At 65.1% G+C, this 21,369-nt stretch carries 20 protein-coding genes; 9 read left to right on the top strand and 11 right to left on the bottom strand.

Annotation, left to right across the window (positions count from 1 at the left end; all coding sequences use genetic code 11):
* The first annotated feature begins 137 nt into the window (after positions 1-137).
* On the top strand, positions 138-959 hold the full coding sequence (gene folE2, locus GGR36_RS19520) for a GTP cyclohydrolase FolE2 (protein WP_183637348.1): 822 nt from the start codon (positions 138-140) through the stop codon (positions 957-959).
* A gap of 166 nt (positions 960-1,125) precedes the next feature.
* On the opposite strand, the gene rpsI is transcribed toward folE2, so the two are convergent.
* Together rpsI and rplM are read right to left on the bottom strand one after the other, a co-directional pair.
* Positions 1,126-1,518 (bottom strand): 30S ribosomal protein S9, encoded by a 393-nt coding sequence (gene rpsI, locus GGR36_RS19525; protein WP_425576921.1) that lies wholly within the window; start codon positions 1,516-1,518, stop codon positions 1,126-1,128.
* 18 nt (positions 1,519-1,536) lie between these two features.
* A complete protein-coding gene (rplM, locus tag GGR36_RS19530; protein WP_183637354.1) occupies positions 1,537-1,965 on the bottom strand; it encodes a 50S ribosomal protein L13 in 429 nt (142 codons plus the stop codon).
* A 482-nt stretch (positions 1,966-2,447) separates the two neighbouring features.
* Here rplM and GGR36_RS19535 point away from each other — a divergent pair, with 482 nt between their 5' ends.
* Positions 2,448-2,864: an OsmC family protein gene (locus GGR36_RS19535; protein ID WP_183637357.1), complete on the top strand. Its 417-nt coding sequence runs from the start codon at positions 2,448-2,450 to the stop codon at positions 2,862-2,864.
* Positions 2,865-2,941: 77 nt separating this feature from the next.
* Here the strand turns inward: GGR36_RS19535 and coq7 are convergent, their stop codons facing one another.
* The gene (gene coq7 / locus GGR36_RS19540) at positions 2,942-3,562 is read right to left on the bottom strand and encodes a 2-polyprenyl-3-methyl-6-methoxy-1,4-benzoquinone monooxygenase (protein WP_183637853.1); all 621 of its coding nucleotides are present in this window, start codon (positions 3,560-3,562) and stop codon (positions 2,942-2,944) included.
* Entirely contained in the window at positions 3,555-4,094 is a 540-nt protein-coding gene (locus GGR36_RS19545) for an RNA pyrophosphohydrolase (protein WP_183637360.1), read from the bottom strand. The genes coq7 and GGR36_RS19545 overlap by 8 nt, the downstream gene beginning before the upstream one ends.
* Before the next feature lie 115 nt (positions 4,095-4,209).
* On the opposite strand from GGR36_RS19545, the gene GGR36_RS19550 reads away from it, so the two are divergent.
* The 7 genes from GGR36_RS19550 (at position 4,210) to GGR36_RS19580 (ending at position 10,097) form a co-directional block, all read left to right on the top strand.
* Entirely contained in the window at positions 4,210-5,955 is a 1,746-nt protein-coding gene (locus GGR36_RS19550; protein WP_183637363.1) for a proline--tRNA ligase, read from the top strand.
* Positions 5,956-5,963: 8 nt separating this feature from the next.
* Positions 5,964-6,599: a lytic transglycosylase domain-containing protein gene (locus GGR36_RS19555; protein ID WP_183637377.1), complete on the top strand. Its 636-nt coding sequence runs from the start codon at positions 5,964-5,966 to the stop codon at positions 6,597-6,599.
* A gap of 89 nt (positions 6,600-6,688) precedes the next feature.
* Entirely contained in the window at positions 6,689-7,072 is a 384-nt protein-coding gene (locus GGR36_RS19560; protein WP_183637379.1) for a COG4315 family predicted lipoprotein, read from the top strand.
* A gap of 18 nt (positions 7,073-7,090) precedes the next feature.
* Positions 7,091-7,594, top strand: coding sequence for a sigma-70 family RNA polymerase sigma factor (locus GGR36_RS19565; protein ID WP_183637380.1), 504 nt, complete (start codon positions 7,091-7,093; stop codon positions 7,592-7,594).
* 1 nt (position 7,595) lies between these two features.
* Entirely contained in the window at positions 7,596-8,372 is a 777-nt protein-coding gene (locus GGR36_RS19570; RefSeq protein WP_183637383.1) for an anti-sigma factor family protein, read from the top strand.
* 82 nt (positions 8,373-8,454) lie between these two features.
* Positions 8,455-9,393, top strand: coding sequence for a protein-methionine-sulfoxide reductase catalytic subunit MsrP (msrP, locus tag GGR36_RS19575; RefSeq protein WP_183637386.1), 939 nt, complete (start codon positions 8,455-8,457; stop codon positions 9,391-9,393).
* Positions 9,394-9,446: 53 nt separating this feature from the next.
* Entirely contained in the window at positions 9,447-10,097 is a 651-nt protein-coding gene (locus GGR36_RS19580) for a protein-methionine-sulfoxide reductase heme-binding subunit MsrQ (RefSeq protein ID WP_183637389.1), read from the top strand.
* Between the two features lie 10 nt (positions 10,098-10,107).
* Here GGR36_RS19580 and GGR36_RS19585 read toward each other — a convergent pair whose 3' ends face one another.
* The 7 genes from GGR36_RS19585 to GGR36_RS19615 are packed head-to-tail and all read right to left on the bottom strand — an operon-like array spanning position 10,108 to position 21,344.
* Positions 10,108-11,430: an HlyD family type I secretion periplasmic adaptor subunit gene (locus tag GGR36_RS19585; protein ID WP_183637392.1), complete on the bottom strand. Its 1,323-nt coding sequence runs from the start codon at positions 11,428-11,430 to the stop codon at positions 10,108-10,110.
* Entirely contained in the window at positions 11,423-13,093 is a 1,671-nt protein-coding gene (locus tag GGR36_RS19590) for a type I secretion system permease/ATPase (RefSeq protein ID WP_183637395.1), read from the bottom strand. Before GGR36_RS19590 ends, GGR36_RS19585 begins: the two co-directional genes overlap by 8 nt.
* The gene (locus tag GGR36_RS19595; protein ID WP_183637398.1) at positions 13,090-15,141 is read right to left on the bottom strand and encodes an O-linked N-acetylglucosamine transferase family protein; all 2,052 of its coding nucleotides are present in this window, start codon (positions 15,139-15,141) and stop codon (positions 13,090-13,092) included. Before GGR36_RS19595 ends, GGR36_RS19590 begins: the two co-directional genes overlap by 4 nt.
* Entirely contained in the window at positions 15,138-16,874 is a 1,737-nt protein-coding gene (locus GGR36_RS19600; protein ID WP_183637400.1) for an O-linked N-acetylglucosamine transferase, SPINDLY family protein, read from the bottom strand. Before GGR36_RS19600 ends, GGR36_RS19595 begins: the two co-directional genes overlap by 4 nt.
* Positions 16,871-18,631, bottom strand: coding sequence for an O-linked N-acetylglucosamine transferase, SPINDLY family protein (locus GGR36_RS19605; protein WP_183637403.1), 1,761 nt, complete (start codon positions 18,629-18,631; stop codon positions 16,871-16,873). Before GGR36_RS19605 ends, GGR36_RS19600 begins: the two co-directional genes overlap by 4 nt.
* Positions 18,632-18,642: 11 nt before the next feature.
* Positions 18,643-19,161: a class I SAM-dependent methyltransferase gene (locus GGR36_RS19610; protein WP_183637405.1), complete on the bottom strand. Its 519-nt coding sequence runs from the start codon at positions 19,159-19,161 to the stop codon at positions 18,643-18,645.
* A complete protein-coding gene (locus GGR36_RS19615; protein WP_183637408.1) occupies positions 19,158-21,344 on the bottom strand; it encodes a methyltransferase domain-containing protein in 2,187 nt (728 codons plus the stop codon). The genes GGR36_RS19610 and GGR36_RS19615 overlap by 4 nt, the downstream gene beginning before the upstream one ends.
* Between the last annotated feature and the right edge of the window lie 25 nt (positions 21,345-21,369).

The following is a 21,369-nucleotide window of genomic DNA, read 5'->3' on the forward strand; positions in this document are numbered from 1 at the left end:
CGGGAATGTTAGGATGGCGCCTTGATTACGGGCGCATCCGCCCCCACCTCCCGAAGATCCCGGGGCGCCAGCCCAAGCTCTCGCAGGACCACGCCTCCTCCCGGCCAATCCGATGCGCGCCCGGCAGGAAAGGACGTATGGAAACGACGAACACCCCCGACGTTGCAGCCACGATGGCCGACGTCCAGAGCAGCGAAGATCGACGACGACTCGCCATCAACAAAGTCGGCATCAAGTCGATCCGGCACCCGGTCAAGGTTGCCGACCGCAGCGGTGGCATTCAGCACACCGTCGCCACGTTCAGCATGTACGTGGGATTGCCGCACAACTTCAAGGGCACCCACATGTCGCGCTTCATCGAGATCCTCAATGGGCACGATCATGAGATTTCGGTCGAATCCTTTGAACCGATGCTGCGTGAGATGGTTGAGCGCCTGGAGGCAGAGACGGGACACATCGAGATGACCTTCCCCTTCTTCATCAACAAGGCGGCGCCGGTATCCGGCGTGCAAAGCCTGATGGACTATGAAGTCACCTTTGTCGGAGAGGTGAAGCCGGGAGGTGAATGCGAATTTACGATGAAGGTGCTGGTGCCGGTAACCAGCCTTTGCCCGTGCTCGAAGAAGATTTCGGATCGCGGCGCGCATAACCAGCGCTCCCACGTCACGGTTACCGCGTTCGCCAAAGAACGCGTCTGGATCGAGGAAATCGTCCAACTCGTCGAGTCGGAAGCGTCATGCGAACTGTTCGGCCTGCTCAAGCGCCCGGATGAAAAGTGGGTCACCGAGCGCGCCTACGACAACCCGAAGTTCGTCGAGGACATGGTCCGGGACGTTGCCGGACGCCTTAACGCAGAGCCGCGCATCTACGCCTACACCGTGGAATGCGAGAACTTCGAGTCCATCCACAACCACAGCGCCTATGCGTTGATCGAACGCGACAAGCGTACCGCGCACTGAAATGTATCGCCCGCCGTGTCGGGCGGCGAACGGTGAGCGCATTCAGAAGAAGGGACCGCATGCGGTCCCTTCTTCTTTTGCAACGACGTCCGAGCGGGCAAATTGCTGCTCCGAAAATAACAATGGCCCGCATAGCGGGCCATTGTTTGAACAGCGAATACAGCGATCAGCGCTTCGAGAACTGCTTGCGACGACGAGCGCCGTGCAGACCGACCTTCTTACGCTCGACTTCACGCGCATCGCGCGTCACAAAGCCGGCCTTCTTCAGCACGGGCTTCAGCGTCTCGTCGTAGTCGATCAGCGCGCGGGTGATGCCATGACGCACCGCGCCAGCCTGGCCCGACTCGCCACCACCATCAACGTTCACGAGGATGTCGAACTTGCCGACGGTCTCGGTCACTTCCAGCGGCTGACGCACGATCATGCGACCGGTTTCACGCGAGAAGAACACGTCGACCGGCTTGCCGTTCACAACGATGTTGCCGGAGCCCGGCTTGATGAAAACACGTGCCACTGCAGTCTTGCGGCGGCCCGTGCCGTACTTGTAAGGATTCGCGATCGCCATTGCTTCGCTCCGTTAGATTTCGAGGGCCTTCGGCTGCTGGGCGGCGTGCGGATGCGTATCGCCAGCGTAGCACTTGAGCTTCTTGAGCATCGCGTAGCCGAGCGGACCCTTGGGGAGCATGCCCTTGACGGCCTTGGTCAGAACGCGATCCGGGAAGCGCTGCTGCAGCTTCTGGAAGTTTGTTTCATAGATGCCGCCCGGATAACCCGAGTGACGGTAGTACTTCTTGTCGAGAGCCTTGTCACCCGTAACGCGAAGCTTTTCGACGTTCACGACGACAATGAAGTCACCGGTGTCGACGTGCGGGGTGTAAATGGCTTTGTGCTTGCCGCGGAGGCGACGCGCGATTTCCGAGGCAAGACGGCCCAGAACCTTGTCGGTCGCGTCCACCACGTACCAATCACGCGTAACTTCGTGCGGCTTGGCAGAAAACGTCCTCATGAGAATGTCCCTTGATTTCTTCTAGGACCCGTCAAGGCCCAAATGCGGAAAGCCGGCAATTCTACGCGCCAACTTCCCATAAAGTCAAACACTGATCGGAAACTGCAAAAAAAAACGCAGCCCGAAGAGCTGCGCCAAGTCCACACCAAAGGAGGAGGGTGGAGGAGACAAACCCGGGATTGGTTCGGCTCACGCGTTCGGAGCCAAATCAATCACTACGGAACGGATTATGCGTGACGTAACTTGTGCAACGCAAGAGTTGCGAGCCACTTCGCGAACGAGGCTCTTTATGTTCGAATAAACCCTGCTTATGGCGCTTTAAAGACTTGGATTTATTGATATTTTTCTAATGACTGAATGGTCATTCAAATTTCAAGTACAGCGGTTTCACAACAACCTGTGCTGCGCCGCAGCAATTCGCTCGGCAGGCTAGAATGAAGAACTTGCCCAAACTCCCGGATCAACAACTATAAGGACGAGCTATGGAATGCAGTGTGAAGTGGGTGGATGGCGCCACCTTCCTGGCCAGCACAGGCAGTGGGCACCTGCTCACGATGGAAGGCGCGGCCGATGCGGGGGGCCTGAACCGTGCCCCGCGTCCAATGGAGCTACTCTTGGCCGGTGCAGGCGGATGTTCGGCGTTCGACGTCGTCACGATCCTGAAACGAGGACGCCACGCGGTGACCGGATGCGAAGCGCAACTGACGGCGGAGCGCGCTGAAACCGATCCGAAGGTGTTCACCCGGATTCACTATCACTTCGTGGTTCGTGGCAAGGCCCTGAAGCATGAAGCAGTCGAGCGCGCGGTCAGCTTGTCTGCCGAAAAGTATTGCTCGGCCTCGATCATGCTCGGCAAGACGGCCGAAGTGACACATGACTTTGTGGTCATTGACGAGTAAGGCTTCATGACCCCCAACAAAAAGGCGGCCAGTCGGCCGCCTTTTTGTTGGGCTGATCCAAAAACGACGACGCCGCGTCAAACCCAGTAAGCCATCCGCGTCATCACTCCGGATGCCAGTTTCATGGCTGCTCGCACCGGGAGAGGCAAGTCTGCCGCACCCAACACGACTGCGGTCTCCGCATGACCCACCTCATCCCGGCGCATCTGTTCGAGGATCGCAAGACTACGGCTGTCCTGATGTGGCACACGCGCCATATGGCCAGACAGATGCGCCTCAACTTGTCGTTCAGTTTCGGCCAAAAATCCAAGGTTCCAACGATCGCCGAACTTGCCTGCGACGACGCCTATCGAGAGTGCTCCGGCGTACCACAAGGGATTCAACAGACTCTTGCGCCCGCCGAGTTCCTTGATCCTGAGTTCGGTCCAGGCAAGGTGCTCGGTTTCCTCGTCGGCGGCCCGGCGCAACGTTGCGGTCACGGCGGGGTCCCGCGAGGTCAGGGCTTGCCCCTGGTAGAGCGCTTGGGCGCAGATTTCCCCGACGTGATTGACGCGCATCAGCCCGGCAACGTGGGTCTTCTCTGCCTCCGACAACTCCGCATGGGGCTGGTCGGTGCCCGGCGTCGGCCGCACGCTGCGCGCGGGCGCAAACACCGTGCGCAACGCGCGATCAAATTCAATGATGAATCGGTCAATCATGATTGCTCGGATGCGCCTCGCTGAGAACGTAGGCCGGCGGCCGTTCGGGTGGATGTGAGCCACGGAACAAGACGCCAGACAACTCGTTGAGCGCCAGTCGATAGACCTGCCGCTTGAACTCGATCACCGCATCCAGCGGCACCCAGTAGCCGGCCCAACGCCAGGCGTCGAATTCCGGCTTCTCGGTTGCACGCAAGGTGACATCCGAATCGCGCCCGATCAATCGCAACAGGAACCAGATCTGCTTCTGCCCGCGATAAGTATTTCGCCACTCCCGCTTTACCCAGTGGCGTGGAACGTCGTACCGCAGCCAACTGCGCGTGCGACCAAGGACCTTCACGTGTTCCGGCCGCAAGCCTACTTCCTCGTAGAGCTCGCGGAACATGGCCTGCTCAGGCGACTCCCCGTGGTTGATACCACCTTGCGGGAATTGCCAGGAATGCTCACGGATACGTTTTCCCCAGAAGACCTCGTTTCGCGCGTTGACCAGGACGATGCCGACGTTGGGGCGATAACCGTCCCGGTCGAGCATGAAAACCACCTGAAAATTAGCTGAACTGTCGCGAATTCTTCCACATGCAGCAAACGAAGGAAAGCGGCCGCCCGTGCGCTAAAATGCGCGATTGACCCAAATTCAGCGATTCGACATGCGCGCACGCCAGTTCTTCATCACGACCCTCAAGGAAGCCCCCGCCGACGCCGAGATCGTCAGCCACAAACTGATGATGCGGGCGGGCATGATCCGCAAACTCTCCGCGGGGATCTACAACTACATGCCGATGGGCCTGCGGGTGATCCGCAAGGTCGAGAACATCATCCGCGAGGAGATGAACCGCGCAGGCGCCGTCGAACTGACGATGCCGCTGCTGCAACCCGCCGAGCTTTGGCAGGAAACTGGCCGCTGGGACAAGATGGGTCCGGAGATGCTGCGCCTGCAGGATCGCCATGAGCGCGAATTCGCCTTCCAGCCGACATCGGAAGAGGTCGTTACCGACATCGCGCGCCAGGAACTGAAGAGCTACCGCGCCCTGCCCAAGAACCTGTACCAGATCCAGACCAAGTTCCGCGACGAGCGCCGGCCTCGTTTCGGGGTGATGCGCGGCCGCGAGTTCATCATGAAGGACGCCTACTCCTTCGACCGCGACGTGGAATCCGCAGGCAAGAGCTACGAGCAGATGTACGCGGCCTACCGCAAGATTTTCGACCGTCTCGGCCTGACCTACCGCGCCGTCGCCGCGGACACCGGCGCGATCGGCGGTGACCGCTCGCACGAGTTCCAGGTGATCGCCGAAACCGGCGAAGACGCCATCGTGTATTGCCCGCAGTCGGAGTACGCCGCCAACATCGAACTCGCCGAGGCCCTGCCGCTGCTCGCCGAACGCGCCGCGCCGACGCAGGCAATGACCAAGGTACCGACCCCCGGCAAGACCGCATGCGCCGACGTGGCCGCCCTGCTTGGCACCGCCCTCGCCAACACGGTGAAGTCGCTGGTGCTGGCCACCGACGAAACCGACGACAGCGGCGCCATCGTCAAGAGCACCGTCTGGCTGCTACTGGTTCGCGGCGACCACGACCTCAACGAGGTCAAGGCGGGCAAGGTCGAGGGTCTGAAGAATGGCTTCCGCTTCGCGACCGAAGCCGAGATCGTCGAGCACTTCGGCTGCAAACCGGGCTACCTGGGTCCGATCGGGCTCAAGAAACCGGTCAAGGTTGTCGCTGATCGTACGGTCGCACTGATGAGCGATTTCATCACCGGTGCCAACGAGGCTGACTTTCACATCGCGGGCGTCAATTGGGGCCGTGACCTGCCGGAACCGGATCTGGTCGCCGATATCCGCAACGTCGTGGAAGGTGACGCGTCGCCGGACGGCGCGGGTACCCTCGCGATCCAGCGTGGCATCGAAGTCGGCCACGTGTTCTACCTCGGCAACAAGTATTCGAAGGCGATGAACGCCACCTTCCTCGATGAAGACGGGAAGCCGAAGTTCTTCGAAATGGGCTGCTACGGCATCGGCGTGACCCGCATCCTGGGCGCGGCGATCGAGCAGAACCATGACGCACGCGGCATCATCTGGCCGGATTCGATCGCGCCCTTCACCGTCGCGATCTGCCCGATCGGCTACGACCGTGCGGAAGACGTGAAGGTCGCCGCCGATGCGCTGTACGCCGACCTGACCGCTGCCGGCATCGACGTGATCCTCGACGACCGGGGCGAACGGCCGGGCGCGATGTTCGCCGACTGGGAACTGATTGGCGTACCCCACCGCGTCGTGCTGTCGGATCGTGGCCTGAAGGAAGGCCAGGCCGAATACCAGGGCCGACGTGACGCGGAAGCGACCAAAGTCGCAGTCGCCGAACTCGCGGCCTTCGTGAAAGCCCGACTCGCGCCGTAAATATCGGTATGAAGCGCCTCCCTGCCCTCCTCGCCACGACGATCGCCCTGCTCTGCGCCCAGCCCGCCCTCGCGGGCGCGCAGCGCGAGGAAGACCTGTCGGCAAGCGTACGGGCAGCGTTGCATGGGGCGGTAGCCGACCGTGCGTCGCCAGAACCCATCTTCCCCAGCGCGATGGAGCGCGTGCGCTGGCTTGGTGAAATGTCGGACCGCCTCTACAAGCGGGTACCCGATCCCAAGGAACGGATCGACTTCCTGAAAACGGTGTACTACGAAGCCCAGCGCGCGGGGCTCGACCCCCAGCTGGTGCTTGGTCTGATCCAGGTCGAAAGCGGCTTCAAGAAGTACTCGGTCTCGCCCGCCGGCGCGCGCGGCTACATGCAGGTGATGCCGTTCTGGGTACGCCAGATCGGCACGTCAGACCAGAATCTGTTCCACCTGCGCACCAACCTGCGCTATGGCTGCACGATCCTGCGGCACTACCTGAACATGGAAGACGGGGATCTGTACCGCGCACTGGGCCGCTACAACGGTAGCCTCGGGCGCCCCGAGTACCCGAACATGGTACGCGCGGCCTGGGAACGGCAGTGGGGCTGGAAACCGGTCGAACGGCTCGCGCAGGAAACGCCTCAAGCGCGCAACTGAGCGCGAGCCGGGAAGAATTGCAAGCCGGGCGGAATAAAACGCAGCGCCCACGTGTTTGGCAGGTACCACCCCAACGAAAGGACACCGCCATGCGCACCGCACTTGCCACGCTTTCCGCCGCCACCCTGTTGCTCGCCGCCTGTGCAAGCACGCCGCCGGCCCCGCCCGCCCCGGCAAGCGCCCGCGAGGGGGTGCTGACCAACGCTGCCGGCATGACGCTCTACACCTTCGACAAGGACAGTGCGGGCAGCGGCAAGAGCGTCTGCAACGGCCCTTGTGCAACAAACTGGCCGCCCTTGCTGGCTGCGCCGGGTGCCGCCGCGCAAGGGGACTGGACCCTGGTCACACGTGACGACGGCACGATGCAGTGGGCCTACAAGGGTAAGCCGCTCTACCTGTGGGCCAAGGATGCCAAGCCCGGTGATCGCACCGGCGATGGCTTCAACAAGGTCTGGCGCATCGCAACGCCCTGATCCGTCTGCGGGCCCGCCGTGCTGCCGCACGCCACGCTGATCGCCGAAATCCCGCGCCTGCGCCGCTACGGCCGGGCGCTGACCGGTGATCGCGCGCGTGCAGACGATCTGGTGCAGGACACGCTTGAGCGCGCCTTGCAGCATCGGGAGAAGTGGGCCGGCGGCAGCGCGCGCGCCTGGCTATTCACGCTGATGCACCGGATCTGGTTGAACCAGGTGCGGCGCCCGCAGGCCGACTCTCTTGATGACGGTGACCTCGCGCCGGATCAACCGGTCGCGGCCCTCCAGGATCGCTGGGGGGACAGCCGCGATCTCGAGCAGGCGCTTGCCCGATTGCCCGACGAGCAGCGCGAAGTGCTGCTGCTCGTTGCGCTCGAAGAGTTCAGCTATGAAGAGGCTGCCGAGGTGCTCGGAATCCCGGTCGGAACGGTGATGAGCCGGCTCTTCCGTGCGCGAGAACGCCTGCGGCGGATGCTCGAGCGCAGCCCGTTCCCGCAGCCAGCCCTGAAGCGGGTCAAGTGACATGACGACATCCGATACGCCGCTCTCGCCGGATACGTTGCAAGCCTGGGTCGACCGCCAGCTCGATGCCGAAGCCGCAGCCCGGGTTGCCGCCGCCATCGCCGACGATCAGGTGCAGACCGCCACCGTCGCCGCCTGGGTCATGCAACGAGACGCGCTGCATACCGCTTTCGATCCGGTGCTCGACGAACCCATACCGGCCCGGCTGCTGGCCGCCGCACGACCGCGCCGCCGCCCCTGGGCGGCCCTGTCGGCCGCCGCCGCAGCGGGTCTCGTTGCGGGCGTGCTGGCCGGCTACGCCCTGCCGCGCCCTGCGCCGCAACCGGATCCGCTCGCCGCGCTGCCCCGCGCTGCAGCCATCGCCCATGCGCTGTATGCCCCGGAGGTCAAGCATCCGGTCGAGGTCGGCGCGGATCAGCAGGCCCATCTTGTCGCCTGGCTCTCGAAACGGCTGGACCGCCCGATTCACGCGCCAGACCTCAGCGGACGCGGTTTCCAGCTCGTCGGTGGGCGCCTGCTGCCGGGCAGCGACGGTGGCGCGGTTGCACAACTGATGTACCAGGACGATGCCGGTCTGCGCCTGACGCTTTACGTGCGGCGCAATGCCGCCACCACAGAAACCGCCTTCCGTTTCGCGACCGAAGACGGTGTTTCGGTGTTCTACTGGGTCGACCACGGCATGGGCTATGCGCTCTCTGCCGCCGCGCCGCGCGCGCGCCTGCTGGAGATCGCGGAACAGGTGTACCGGCAATTCCAGGGGGATGGGCCTCCGGGTTGAACCGCTTTGACTGGCGAAGATCGAAGTGCTGTAAGTTCGACCGCACATTCCCGGTCTCCTCGCAAAAGCCAAGGAGCATCCCATGCTGATCCGCGTCACCCACGATTCCTGTCCGATTGCGCCGTCGGAGATCACGTCCGAGACCCTTTACCGCGGTCGGCGCGACTTCGTCCGCGCCGCAGGCCTTGGCGGACTTGCCCTCGCAGCCCCTTCGGCCTTCGGTGCGGCGAAGCTCGGCGAGATCCACAAGAGCCCCTACTCTGCCGACGAACGGCTCACGCCCCAGAACAGCGTCGTCAGCTACAACAACTATTACGAGTTCGGCACTGGCAAGGAAGACCCGGCGCGCAACGTTGGCCGCTTCAAGTCGCGGCCGTGGACCGTTCGTGTCGAAGGCCTGTGCGCCAAGCCGCGCACCTTCGCGATTGAAGACCTGCTCAAGCTCGCGCCGATCGAGGAACGCATCTACCGCATGCGCTGCGTCGAAGGCTGGTCGATGGTGATCCCGTGGAACGGCTTCCCGCTCGCCAGCCTGCTCAAACAGGTCGAGCCGCTCGGCAGCGCGAAGTTCGTGGAATTCACGTCTGCGGCAGACCGCGCGAGCATGCCGGGCCTCGCGCTTCCCGTGCTCGACTGGCCCTATACCGAAGGCTTGCGGCTGGACGAGGCCATGCACCCGCTCACGCTGCTCGCGGTCGGCCTGTATGGCGAAGAACTGCTGGCCCAAAGCGGCGCGCCACTGCGCCTGGTGGTGCCCTGGAAATACGGCTTCAAGGGCGCGAAGTCCCTCGTGCGCATCCGCCTTACTGACAGCCAGCCGGGCACCGCCTGGAACAAGGCCGCGCCCAACGAGTACGGTTTCTATTCGAACGTGAACCCGGACGTCGATCACCCGCGCTGGAGCCAGGCGAGCGAGCGGCGACTGGGCGAATTCGGCAAACGCAAGACCCTGCCCTTCAATGGCTACGCCGACCAGGTCGGCAAGCTCTATGCAGGCATGGATCTGAGAAAGTTCTTCTGATGTCACACGCGTCGCAACCAACCACCACACACCGCCCCCCCACGCGCGCCCCAATGGCCAGTCAGATCACGCTCGCCAAGTGCGTGCTGTTCGCACTGTGCCTGCTACCGCTTGGCTGGTATCTGAACGGGCTCTGGCAGGACCAACTCGGCGCCAATCCGGTCGAGGCGATCACCCGCGCCAGCGGCGAATGGACGCTGCGCCTGCTGCTCGTCACGCTCGCGATCACACCACTGCGCCGGCTCACTGGATGGCACTGGCTGATCCGCCTGCGCCGCATGCTCGGCCTGTTCGTGTTCTTCTACGCCAGCCTGCATCTCGCGACCTATGTTTGGCTGGATCAGTTTTTCGACTGGGCAGCAATCGCCAAGGACATCCTCAAGCGCCCCTTCATCACCGTCGGCTTCGCTGCCTTCGTGCTGCTGGTGCCGCTCGCTGCGACATCCAGCAACTTCGCCATCCGCAGGCTCGGAGGCCGACGCTGGCAAGCGCTGCATAGCAGCGTCTATGCCATCGCGGTGCTGGGCGTGCTGCACTTCTGGTGGCTCGTGAAGCGCGACGTCACCGAGCCGCTCATCTATGGACTAGTGCTCGCGCTGCTGCTTGGCGCACGAGCCTGGTGGCGCGAGCTGGAACGCCGGCGACAGAGCGCTCTGGTGCCGACGCGCAACAGCGCCTGCTGCGCGGGCGCACAACGGCCCTAGGGCGGTTTCCTCAGCGCTCGCGGAAGGCGCGGGACAGAGATAGGCGTACGGGATCAAAAAGGTAGCCGATGGCACTGCGCTCCCGCGTTTTGAGGAATACCTCGATCGGCATGCCCGGCTGGATCGCCCCGATCTGCGCGGCCTTGAGGGAGGCGCGGTCCAGCGTCACCTCGGCCGAGTAGTAGGGGGCACCGGACGGATCGCTCAGGACATCGGCCGAGACATAACTGAGGCGCGCAGCCACGAGCGGAGTGCTGCGCATCTGGAAAGCCAGCAGGCGGACCTCGGCCGCCATGCCAGGTCGCACCTCCGAAATCGCATCGACAGGCAAGCGCACTTCCGCGACCAGCCGGGCGTCGGCCGGCACGATCTCCATCAGCACTTCGCGCGGCATCAGCGCCGCCCCGACCGTATGCACCTTCAGGTTCATCAGTACGCCGTCGCTGGGTGCGACGACCGTCTGGCGCTTGAGTGCATCGCTCGCCGGTCGCCCGCGCTGGGTCAGCTCCACCATGCGGGCCGCCGACTGTTTCTGCTCCTCGATCGCAGATTCACGATAGGCATTGCGCAGTGCCTGCTTGCGCAGCTCCATCTCACCCCGCTTCTGCGCAGCACGCGACATGTTCGCGCGGTTCTCGGCGAGTCGGGACTGGTAATCAGCCAACGCCCGGCGCAGGTCAAGCAGCCGTGTCGGCGACACATAGCCTTGTGACTGCAGGGGTTCGTTGATACGCACCTGCGCCTCGGTGGCCGCGACTGCCGCCTGGTCTGACTCGACCTGCTTGTGTAGCGCCGAGACCTCGCGCTCGACTTCGAACAGTTGCTTGGATGTGATGTCGAGTTGCAGGTCGAGCGTGTGTCGCCTTTGTTCGAACAGCAGTTCCTCGGCCTTGAGAAGTTCTGCATAGCCCGGTGTAGTCGCCCGCCGGGTCAGTTCCTTCGGCCAGTCGACGCGTGGCGAGAAGGCAACCTCCTGTCGCAGGCGCGCCTGCCGCGCCGTCTCGGCAAAGATCTGCTGCGCCACCAGTTCCGAGTTCGCCGCCACTTCGGCGTCTTCAAGCTCGATGAGGGCCTGACCCGCCTTCACATGGTCGCCGTTGCGGACAAGGATGCGCTTCACGGTGCCGCCGTCACGATGTTGCACGACCTGCCTGGCACCGCCCTCGACACGGATGAGTCCGCGGGCAACGACTGCGCTGTTCAGTGGCGCCAACGCCCCCCATACGAGCAGGGACAGGGCGCACAGGACCGTCGCCCCCGTCGTGAGCCTGGACCAGCGGAGAAGCTCGTGCTTTGCACTCACCCGCAGGGTGGGCGTCTGACGCTCAGCCATGCGCCACCTCCCCGCTCACACCGAGCTTCTCGAGCACCAGTTCGCGTGGCCCGTAGAGCGCCGCCGCGCCATCGCGCATCACCAGCAGGCGAGCCGCCCTGTCCAGCAGGTTGCGGCGGTGCGAGACCACGACCAGGGTCTTGCCCGCGGCCTGGAGCTGGCTGAGCGCATTCCGCAATGCGAGTTCCCCTTCCGCATCGAGGTTCGCATCTGGCTCGTCAAGGATGACGACCGCAGGGTTGCGGTAGAGCGCCCGCGCCAGCGCGACCCGCTGACGCTGCCCCCCGGACAGGGCGGCTCCGCCGACGCCGATCTCGGTGTCGTAGCCCTTCTGCAGGCGCAGGATCATGTCATGGGCGCCGGCCAGCATGGCCGCCCGAATCACGTCGTCGGAATCCGGCACCGTCATGCGCGCGATGTTCTCTGCCACCGTACCCGGGAAGAGTTCAACATCCTGCGGGACATAGCCGATCTGCGCCCCGAGCGCCTCGGGTGTCCACTGGCTCAGCTCCGCCCCGTCGTAGCGGATCGCGCCGCTCTGGGGACGCCAAACGCCGGTGAGCAGACGAAGCAGGCTTGATTTGCCCGAACCGCTCGGGCCGATCACACCGAGGAATTCGCCCGGCTCAAGCTGGATCGACACGCTCTTGATCAGGGGCAGCTGCCCGGGCGCGACGGCGAACACGACACGCTCGACCTCGAGACGCCCGGCCAGCGGGGGCAGCGTCGTCACCGCGCTGGCGGGCCGCGGCGCCGAGAAGGCTTCATCGAGCCGGCGATAGGCCTGGATCGCATCGATGATGTCCTTCCAGCCGGCGATCAGATGCTCCACCGGTGTCAGGGCGCGCCCGAGGATCAGCGTGGTCGCCATCATGATGCCAGGCGTGGCGTGCTCTGCGACGACCAGCCAGGCGCCGACACCGACCATGCCGACCTGGATGAACTGCCGCGCGAAGCGGCCAAGGCCGCCGAACAGCGCAACGATACGGCCCGACGCATATTGGTGGTCGAGGGCCCCCCGGTTGATCGCACTCCAGCGGACTGCCAGCGCCGGGAACATGCCCATTGCCCGGACCGCCTCGGCGTTACGCATGCTGATATCGACATAGGCCGAGGCCTCGCGCGAGGCCTCTGTCAGGCCGACGAAGGGGCGTTTGGCGAGACGGTTGTTGAGCAGCGAGAGGCCGACGAGGACAGCGGTCGAACAGGTTGCCAGCGCGCCCAGCACTGGATGGAAGACGAAGATGAGCAGCAGCAGCAGCGGCAACCAGGGGACATCCATCAAACCGGTGAAGCCCGCGCCGGAAACAAAGCGCCGGAGCGAAGCGACATCGCGCATCAGGTATGCGTGCCGATGGAAGCCCGGCTGCGCAGCATCTTCCATGACAAGCCGCAGCACCCGCTCGCCCAGTTCCTCATCCAGAACGAGCGCGAACGCAGTCAGCATGCGGCCGCGGAACCACTCCACAGCGAAGTAGAACAGCAGCGTCACGACGACGATCAGCGTGAGCCAAGCCAGTGTATCGGTGCTCTGACTCGAGAAGACGCGGTCGAAGACCTGCATCATGTAGATCGCCGGCGAGAGCAGGAGCAGGTTGAGCAGCAGGCTCGCGAGGAAGGCCTGCAGGATCACGCGCCGGTACTCCCAAACAAAGCCCTTCATCGCGCACCTCCCGACTGTGCTGGCCCGTACTGCATGGCGGCCGGAGGCAAGCCAGCGCACCATCGCGCCCACATCGCCCGGTACAGCGACTCCATCGCACGGGTGAGCCGGGGCGAATCGAACAAGGGCAGACGGTCGCGCTGCTCGACGAGGTGCCGGCGCAGGCGTTCGCGCGTCTGTGGCTCGCGGGCCAGCTGCACCGCGAGCGCGCGATAACGGGGCCCATCCGCCGCAGCCAGCGATTCGAGCCCGACCGCCGCCAACAAGCTGGACGCCACCCGAGACGCGAAGGTCTGACCAGGCCAGGTGACCACCGGCACCCCCGCCCACAGCGCGTCGCTGCAAGTGGTGTGCGCGTTGTAGGGCCGGGTGTCCAGAAACACATCCGCATTCTGCAGGCGTCCAAGGTGTTCCCGCAGCGGTTGGTTCTCCGCGAAGACGATGCGATCGCGCGCGACGCCGCGTCGGGCCGCCTCGTCCCTGAGCCGCATCTCGGCCCAGGCGTTGGATTTGAGCAGCCAGAGGACGCTGCCCTGCACATCCGTGAGGATCGCGCACCAGAGATCGAACATTTCCGAGGTGATCTTGTAGGTGTGGTTGAAACACGCGAAGACCACAGCCTCTTCCGGAAGGCCGCAGCGTTTGCGTTCTGGACGCGCACCGATCTCGCGCTTCCTGTCGTTGCACTGATAGGTCACCGGGAGATAGGCAAACGCCTCGTCGTAACAAGCCGCATGCCCAGGTGGCGTGACGATGCGGTCGGTGAGGATGTAGTCGGCCATGCCGTTCCCGAGCGTCCCCGGGTAACCGAGGTAGTTGACCTGCACCGGCGCCGGCCGCAACGCGAGGACCGGGCTGCCGGTGTCCTTCGTGTAGCCCTTCAGATCGACGAGCACATCGATGCCCAGCGTATGGATGAGACGGGCGATGTCGGGCCAGGATCGCCCCCTGAGGTCATGAAAGTGTTCGAACGCGGCCATCAGGCGCTTGCGCATCGAACGCCCGTCGTCCGGCCCGAGGGAAAACGCGTGGACTTCGAACTGCGTCCGGTCGTGAAGTTCGAACACCTCGGCCATAAGCCAAGCCGTCGCGTGGTCATGAAAGTCCGAAGACAGGTAACCCAGGCGCAGCCGACGCTGTCCGGCCGGCCGGGCATGCACGAAGGGGGCCGACTGCGCGAGACGGCGCAACGAGGCGTACTGCACCTCCGCCCAGCGACGCGCGCACTGCTGTTGCTCGGCCTCGTCCGAATCGATCGCCAGGAAGGAGAACGGGAACACTTTGCCCGACCGTGCGCCCATCTCGCGCAGCCGTGCCGACAGCGCCGGCACCTCGTCCCACTGGCAGGTCGTCTGGAGCTGGCGCAGGAGTCCGTTGAGCGCCTCGACATAGTCGGGCTGCAGACGAAGCGCCTCGCGGAAGTGGGCGATCGCCTCGTCGAGGACACCGGTGTCGGTCAATGCGTTGGCGAGGTTGTAGTGCGCCATCGCAAAGGAAGGCCTGGCCGTCAGCGCCCTGCGGTAGTTGTCGACCGCCTCCGCAAGCCGGCCTAGTTTCTGCAGCGCGCCACCCAGGTTGTTCAGGGCATCGGCGTAATCCGGCCGGATCGCCAATGCGCGCTGGTACTGCTCCGCTGCGGCGGGAAAGTCGCCTCTGTCCTTGGATACGTTCCCCAGATTGTTCCAGGCCTCGACATACTCCGGAGCAAGACGCAGCGCTTCACGCAGCGCGGCCTCCGCCTCATCGAGCTTGCCGGCTTCGCGCAAGGTATTGCCGAGGTTGTTCTGCAGTGCGACTTCGCCGGGCGCAAAACGCAGGGCCTGCCGCAAGAACGCTTCCGCCTCGTCGAGCCGGCCCTGCCGCTTGACCGCCAGCGCCCGCAGATGCAGCGCATTGACGTCGTCCTTGCGCCTCGCCAGCACCGCAGCAGCGAAGCGCTCGGCGTCCTCGTTCCGGCCCGCCTCCAGGGCAGCCAGGGCTTCGGCCACACCGGCCTCGCCCCTCGATGCAGCGTTTCCGGATGCGGGATTGTGCGTCGAACGTTTCACCGTTTTGCTTCCACCAAGGACAGGAACACCCGCTCCAGCGCGCCGGCCAGACCGGATGCGTCGCAGAGGGCTGAGCGCTTCAGGGCATCGCGCAGGCAGCAACGCCACATGATGAGGGTCGACGGGTCATGCGCCAGACGGGTCGCCGCATCGAGATAAGCCTCATCCGTGCTCGCCACCCATTCAGGTGCCCGGACTGCATGGGCGACCAGCAAACCGTGTCGGCCCAGCATGCCGATCGCCGCGGCGCGTGTCACGACGGGCACGCCCATCCAGACGGTATCGAGCGTGGTCATCAGCCCGTTGAAGGGAAACGGGTCAAGCGCGATGTCCACCCGGTTGAAACTCGCAAAGTAGTCCGCACCGAAGGAGATCCCCTCGAAGACGAGGCGTTCGGCATCGATGCCATGCCGGGCGAACTGTGCCCGCAGCGCCTCGCAATGCGTCGCATCGCCATAGCAGCGTGACTTGAACAGGATGCGCGCCCCCGGCAGTCTCTGCAGCAGGCGGGACCAAAGTGCGATGACGGCGGGCGTTGTCTTGGCGGGGTTGTTGAAGGCACCGAAGGTGACATAGCCATTGCGCAGGCATGGAGGATCGCCGCAGGGCACCTCGGACTCGGGTGCGCCATAGGCGACATAGGGTCGATTCAGGTGAAGGACCGGCTCCGAAAAGAAGGCCTCGGCGCCTGGCGGTACGACATCGTGGTCGACGATCACGCCGTCGATCGCCGAGACACCCGTCGTACCGGCGTAACCCAGCCAGCTCAGCTGAACCGGCGCGGCCCGCCGGGCGAAGACGGGCAACCGGTTGCCGGCGGTGTGGCCAGAGAGGTCGACCAGGACATCGATGCCGTCACTCGCGACGCGATCGCCCAGCGCGTCATCGTTGAGTGCTGCGATATCGACCCAAGCATCGGCGGCCGCCCGCAGCCGTTCGCTGTAGCGATCCCGGACCGTATTCTGCGCATAGAGCGTCCAGTGGGTCCGGCCCCTCGTGCGCGCTTCGAGCACCGGCAGGATCAGGCGACCGACCGGGTGGTTGTAGAAGTCCGCGCCGACGAAACCGACGCGCACCAACGGGCCGCCCGCCGCCGACCGCGCCGGGAAAGGCGCCCGGCCATGCAGCAGGGCCTCCCCCACTCGCCTGGCGACGCCCAGGGTTTCCGCAGGAGAGACATCGCCCGAATAGTTGAGCACCAGCATCAGGTTCGACTGGGCGCGCAACAGCGCAGGATCGAGTTCCGCCGCGCGGCGGTAGGCTGCAATCGCCCCCTGCAGGTCACCGGCCCCCTTGAGCGCATTGCCGAGGTTGTTCCAGAGCACTCCCGATGGCGCAATCGCCAGAGCCTGTCGATAGCATTCGGCGGCCTGCGCGGCCTGTCCATCGTGGTCGAGGGCGGCTCCGAGGTTATTGAGTGCCTCGATGCCTGGTGCGAGCGCCACCGCACGGCGCCCTGCCACAATGGCTTCGCGTACCGCGCCGGTGTGGTTCAGCGCCGCCGCGCAGTTGCTCCAGGCGGTCGCACGCTCGGGCGCCAGATCGGTCACCCGCCGGAAGCATTCCGCGGCGCGCCCGTAGTCGGCCAGCCGGAAGTGCGCGAGTCCCGCCAGCTCCCAGGCGTCGGGGTCAAGGGGGTTCTCGGCAATGGCGGCCTGCGCGGCATCTACCGCCGTTGGCAGCAGCCCCTGGGTCAGTGCGGCACGCGCCCGCTCGATCAGCCCCTGCGTCATCGCTGCGCCTCCGCACACCATGCCTGCCAGGCCGTACGCAGCCGGATCTCGAGATGCCGCGTGAACAACCGTCCGTTGCACAACGGCGCCTCGGCAACAACCCCACGCATGCTCAGCCGGAGCATCGCCAGCATCTCCCGGTCGGTGACCAGCCGGGAAGCGATCCGCGCATAGGCCTCCTGGCTGTCTGCGATCCACTCCGGAAAGCCCGCGGCCGCCAGGTGCGACACGGTGTGGTTGGCGGAGAATCGCTCGCCGCGCAGCGTGACGACCGGCACGCCCATCCACAGGGCGTCACAGCTGGTGGCGCCACCCGAGAACGGAAACGGATCGAGCGCGACGTCGATGTCGGCGTACTGCCGCATCATCTCGGCGTAGGAGGAAGCCCCCCTGAACTCGATGCGCGGGGCGGCAACGCCATGCTGCGTGAGAATCGCGAGAACCCGCTCGCGCGCCATCGGGTCAGCGTAAGCGGCGGATTTGAGGACCAGCCGCGCATCGGGCACGCGCAGCAGGATCGAGGCCCAGCTTGCCAGCACCCCCAGATTGAGCTTGGCAGGCTTGTTGAAACAGCCGAACACCGGCTCGCGTGAGCTGCGCGGAGCCGGGGTCGGCGCAGCGTCGGGTGGAGTCCAGCACTGGAATGAATACGGCAGGCGGATGACGCCCTCCATGCCATGCAGGTCACCGGACACGGGGGCGACATTGGCGTCCGCGATCAGCGCGTCCATCGCCGGTACGCCGGTCGCCCCCTCGTAGCCCAGCCAGGTGAACTGGAGTGGGGCAAGGCGGCGCGAGAACGCCCGCAGGCGACCACGGCCGGTGTGACCGTTGAGGTCGATCAGGATGTCGATCGCGTCCTCCTCGACACGGCGAGCAAAGCCCGCATCGTCAAGCCGCCAGGTCTCGGTCCAGTGCGCCACTGCAGCGCGCATGCGGGCTGTCAGGGCGTCTGCGTCCGGCGCCTCGCAATAGGCATACACCTCGAAAGCATCAGCGTCGTGGTGGCACAGTGCGCTGGCAATGAACACGCCGGCAGCGTCGTGCCGGAAGTTCGAGGAGACATAGCCGATACGCAACCGTCGCCGCGGATCAGATTGGCGGGCGGGAACGGCCGTCGCCACCGCGGGCGCATGGCGCTCGGCCCACGCTCGGTGCTCGGCGGCGATCTGTGCGCCGCTGCAATCGGGATCGTAGTGCAGCAAGGTCAGCAGGTTGCTGTGGAACTCGGCCCGCTCGGGCGCGAGCGCGACCGCACGGCGAAAAGCAGCAATCGCCTCACCGACCTCGCCGACTTGCCAGCACAAGCGACCAAGGTTGTTCCAGCTTTCCGCAAAATCGGGCGCGATGCGCACCGCATGGCGCAAGACCTGGCTCGCGCGGGCATACGCCTGCAGCGCCGTCAGGGTGCTGCCGAGTGCATTCCAGGCCTGGAATGCCGCGGGATTAAGTCTGAGCGTCGCCTCGTAGGCTTCGACTGCCGCGGGCAGGTCGCCCTGCAGCACACAGGTGTTGGCGAGGTTGAACCATGCTTCGGCCAGCTCGGGCTCGCGCTCAATCGCACGGCGATAAGCGGCAAGGGCAACATCCAGTTGCCCAGTCTGGCGCGCCACGATGCCGCAGAGCATGTGGTAGCGCGCCGAGTCCGCCCCGGCTCTTGCGGCCTCATCAAGGACAGACAGTGCCTGCACGCGGTCGCCCGCGCTCCAGGCTGCCAGCGCCTGCGATACACGGTCTTCCGCAGACGGAACGGCCATGGCCGGAAGGCTCACCGCCCCGATCGGCGGGTCAGCGTCACCACCAGATCATTCACGGTGTTCTGCAGATGCCGCGCTGCATACCACTGCACCGACGTATCCCGTGAGGCCCACTCGCGGTCGATCGCAAACGCATGAGTGAAGTCGAAATCGCAATGGATCGGGTAGTGGTTGAGCTTGTTGACGTCCCGCCAGGGCTTGTTGAAGTAGGCGTAGGAGCTTTCGCAGACCGGCGGCCACTTGTGCGTCGGATCCTGGATGGCGCGCATCGAGGCCCAGTAGGGGGTGATGATCGTGGCCTTCCCGTCCGGCACCAGCACGCGCCAGAGCTCGTGCATGAACGCAATGCGCTCGTCACCGTCGAGATGCTCGAAGAAATGACTGCACCAGACTTCCTCGACCGACTGGTCAGCCCAGGGCCAGGGCGTCGTGCGCAGATCGAAGACGGTATCCACCCCCTCGCAGGCGGCGATATCGACGCCGAGGAAGCCCTCCCGTTTGCGTTGTCCGCAAGCCAGATCCAGTTTCATGCGCTTCCTCCGACATCCGGCCTGCGCCGGGCAATGATCTCCATGCAGGCCTTGTACCGCTGGCTGACGCCGTAGCTCACCAGGTCGAAGCCTTCCGCATCGAGGATCGCAGCCAGGCTGCGCCGCGAGAAGTTGTGCAGATGCTCGAGTTCATGCCAGTAGGGGTTCGCCCCCGCCGCGTCCATGCCGCGCCAGGCAGCACAGTCCATGTTCGGGCAGGAGACGAACAGCAGGCCGTCATCCTCAAGCAGGGCGCGCACCTTGCGCAGCGCATCGCGCGGGAACGGCACATGTTCCAGCACATCGGCGAGCGAAACGACAGAGAACCGCCGCTCGGGGACAAAACGCTCCAGATCCGCGCAGACCGCGCGGTAGCCCAGATCGCGCAGGCGCTTGGCCGCCTCTTCGCGCACGTCCAGGCCGGTCGCCTCGAAACCGAACTCGGCGGCCGTGAATACCAGGCCCCCTGCTCCGCAGCCCACGTCCAGCCAACTCAGCGCACCGGAAAAGACACTCCCTGCGCGCGGATGCTGCGCCAGCACCCGCTCCACCACCCTCGACCAGGTAAAGCGCTGGGCATCGAAGTCCCCGCCCCCCAGTTGCCCGGGATGTGCGCGCCGGAACAACTCGGTCAGCCCGTCTGCGGTGTAGCGCGCCGAGGCAAACACGTGGCCACATGAAGCACAGGTGCGCCAGCCGATTGTCGGCGGCAGCGGTGGGTGCCAGAGCGCATGGGCGCGACAGTCCCACACCCCGACGTCCCTCAGGGATTTACCCGCACAGAGCGGACACACACTCACGGGCTCCGTCAGGAGCGGGCCGCCAACATGGCCACGCCCGGAGACAAGGGCCTGCAGATCGCGCACGATCGCTGAAATCGGTGTCTGCCAGTCACCCAGCGCCGGTTGCCGGTAGAGACGAAGGGATGCGTACCACGCGGAACGTTCGCCGGCATGCCCCCAGCGCCAGTCCGGACTTGCATGCAGCAGGACCCAGGCTGGCTTGCCCAGGGCGCCAGCGAGATGGGCGACCGAAGTATCCGTGGTGATGACCAGGTCAAGGGCTGCGATGATTGCCGCCGTGTCGGCGAAGTCGTTGATCTCCGGGCCGAGCGCGGTGAAGTTGGCTTGACTGAGCGCTTCTGCGTCCCGTTCGCCATCGCCCTTCTGCAGCCCGTAGAACGCAACACCCGGCACCTGCAGGACGGGCAACATCGGGCCCAGCCGCGGCGAACGCCAGCGATCGTTCTTGACGTTCGGGTTACCCGCCCACACCAGGCCCACGCGCAGAGCGTCGGAACGAAGGCGCTCTGCCCATCGGGAAACATGCTCGGGTGGCGGAACCAGGTAGGCAGCATCGCCTTGCAGAGCGTCAGCACCAATGCCGAGGTAAAGCGGCAAACTGAGCAGCGGCACATGACAATCGAACTCCGGCAAGGGGCTGCCGGAAGTGACAAGCAGGTCGACGCCCAGGTGGGCTCCGACCAGAGCGCTCAGCGGCGCATGAACTTCCAGCACGACTCGCGCGCCGAGGGCCTTGAGGGCAGGCAGGAAGCGCAGGAACTGAATCGCATCACCGTAGCCCTGTTCCGAGTAGACCAGCACCGTGCGCCCCGCAAGCGCTTCACCCTGCCATGCGGGTTGTCGAAACTCCCTCGGCGCAGGCTGGCCTCGACGCCAGCGCCATTCATATTCTCGCCAGCCTTCGGCATACCGGCCTGCGGCCAGCAGCGCCAGGGCGTGGTCCCAGTGGATATCCGCCGAATCGGGTCGCAGCGCGAGCGCGCGCTGGAACCATGTTTCGGCCTCATCGAGCCGGCCGAGAGCATGCAAGGTGGCGGCCACCCGGTTGCAGCCTTCAGCCCAGTTCGGGCGAGCCTCGGCCGCCGCGAGGAAGCAGGCGAGCGCCGCTTGCTGCTCGCCCTGATCCATCAACAGGTTGCCCAGGTTGTGATGGGCGTCGGCGTAATGGGGCGCGGCAGCGATCGCCTGGCGGTAGAGGCGCTGCGCCTCGGCCACATTTCCGGCCCGGCGCGACAGGATGCCCAATAGCGTGAGCGCCTCCGGACGCGCAGGCGCCTCGACAAGCACGGCACGGCACAGCTTCTCGGCGCGCACGAAATCCTCCCCCGCGTACGCCTGAAGCGCAGCATTGAGCTGCTCGAGGATTTCGGCTTCGTCCATCTCTGAAGGTAACGGTGTCGACGCT

Source organism: Niveibacterium umoris, from assembly GCF_014197015.1.
Lineage (GTDB): Bacteria > Pseudomonadota > Gammaproteobacteria > Burkholderiales > Rhodocyclaceae > Niveibacterium > Niveibacterium umoris.

What these genes read in the sequence shown, in the direction of transcription:
- GGR36_RS19560 (WP_183637379.1), top strand. Translation starts at nt 6,689, where the DNA reads ATGCGCACCGCACTTGCCACGCTTTCCGCCGCCACCCTGTTGCTCGCC.
- GGR36_RS19600 (WP_183637400.1), bottom strand. Translation starts at nt 16,874, where the DNA reads ATGACGCAGGGGCTGATCGAGCGGGCGCGTGCCGCACTGACCCAGGGG.
- GGR36_RS19550 (WP_183637363.1), top strand. Translation starts at nt 4,210, where the DNA reads ATGCGCGCACGCCAGTTCTTCATCACGACCCTCAAGGAAGCCCCCGCC.
- msrP (WP_183637386.1), top strand. Translation starts at nt 8,455, where the DNA reads ATGCTGATCCGCGTCACCCACGATTCCTGTCCGATTGCGCCGTCGGAG.
- GGR36_RS19535 (WP_183637357.1), top strand. Translation starts at nt 2,448, where the DNA reads ATGGAATGCAGTGTGAAGTGGGTGGATGGCGCCACCTTCCTGGCCAGC.
- coq7 (WP_183637853.1), bottom strand. Translation starts at nt 3,562, where the DNA reads ATGATTGACCGATTCATCATTGAATTTGATCGCGCGTTGCGCACGGTG.
- GGR36_RS19555 (WP_183637377.1), top strand. Translation starts at nt 5,964, where the DNA reads ATGAAGCGCCTCCCTGCCCTCCTCGCCACGACGATCGCCCTGCTCTGC.
- GGR36_RS19605 (WP_183637403.1), bottom strand. Translation starts at nt 18,631, where the DNA reads ATGGCCGTTCCGTCTGCGGAAGACCGTGTATCGCAGGCGCTGGCAGCC.
- GGR36_RS19585 (WP_183637392.1), bottom strand. Translation starts at nt 11,430, where the DNA reads ATGGCTGAGCGTCAGACGCCCACCCTGCGGGTGAGTGCAAAGCACGAG.
- GGR36_RS19590 (WP_183637395.1), bottom strand. Translation starts at nt 13,093, where the DNA reads ATGAAGGGCTTTGTTTGGGAGTACCGGCGCGTGATCCTGCAGGCCTTC.
- GGR36_RS19580 (WP_183637389.1), top strand. Translation starts at nt 9,447, where the DNA reads ATGGCCAGTCAGATCACGCTCGCCAAGTGCGTGCTGTTCGCACTGTGC.
- GGR36_RS19610 (WP_183637405.1), bottom strand. Translation starts at nt 19,161, where the DNA reads ATGAAACTGGATCTGGCTTGCGGACAACGCAAACGGGAGGGCTTCCTC.
- GGR36_RS19570 (WP_183637383.1), top strand. Translation starts at nt 7,596, where the DNA reads ATGACGACATCCGATACGCCGCTCTCGCCGGATACGTTGCAAGCCTGG.
- GGR36_RS19545 (WP_183637360.1), bottom strand. Translation starts at nt 4,094, where the DNA reads ATGCTCGACCGGGACGGTTATCGCCCCAACGTCGGCATCGTCCTGGTC.
- rplM (WP_183637354.1), bottom strand. Translation starts at nt 1,965, where the DNA reads ATGAGGACGTTTTCTGCCAAGCCGCACGAAGTTACGCGTGATTGGTAC.
- folE2 (WP_183637348.1), top strand. Translation starts at nt 138, where the DNA reads ATGGAAACGACGAACACCCCCGACGTTGCAGCCACGATGGCCGACGTC.
- GGR36_RS19615 (WP_183637408.1), bottom strand. Translation starts at nt 21,344, where the DNA reads ATGGACGAAGCCGAAATCCTCGAGCAGCTCAATGCTGCGCTTCAGGCG.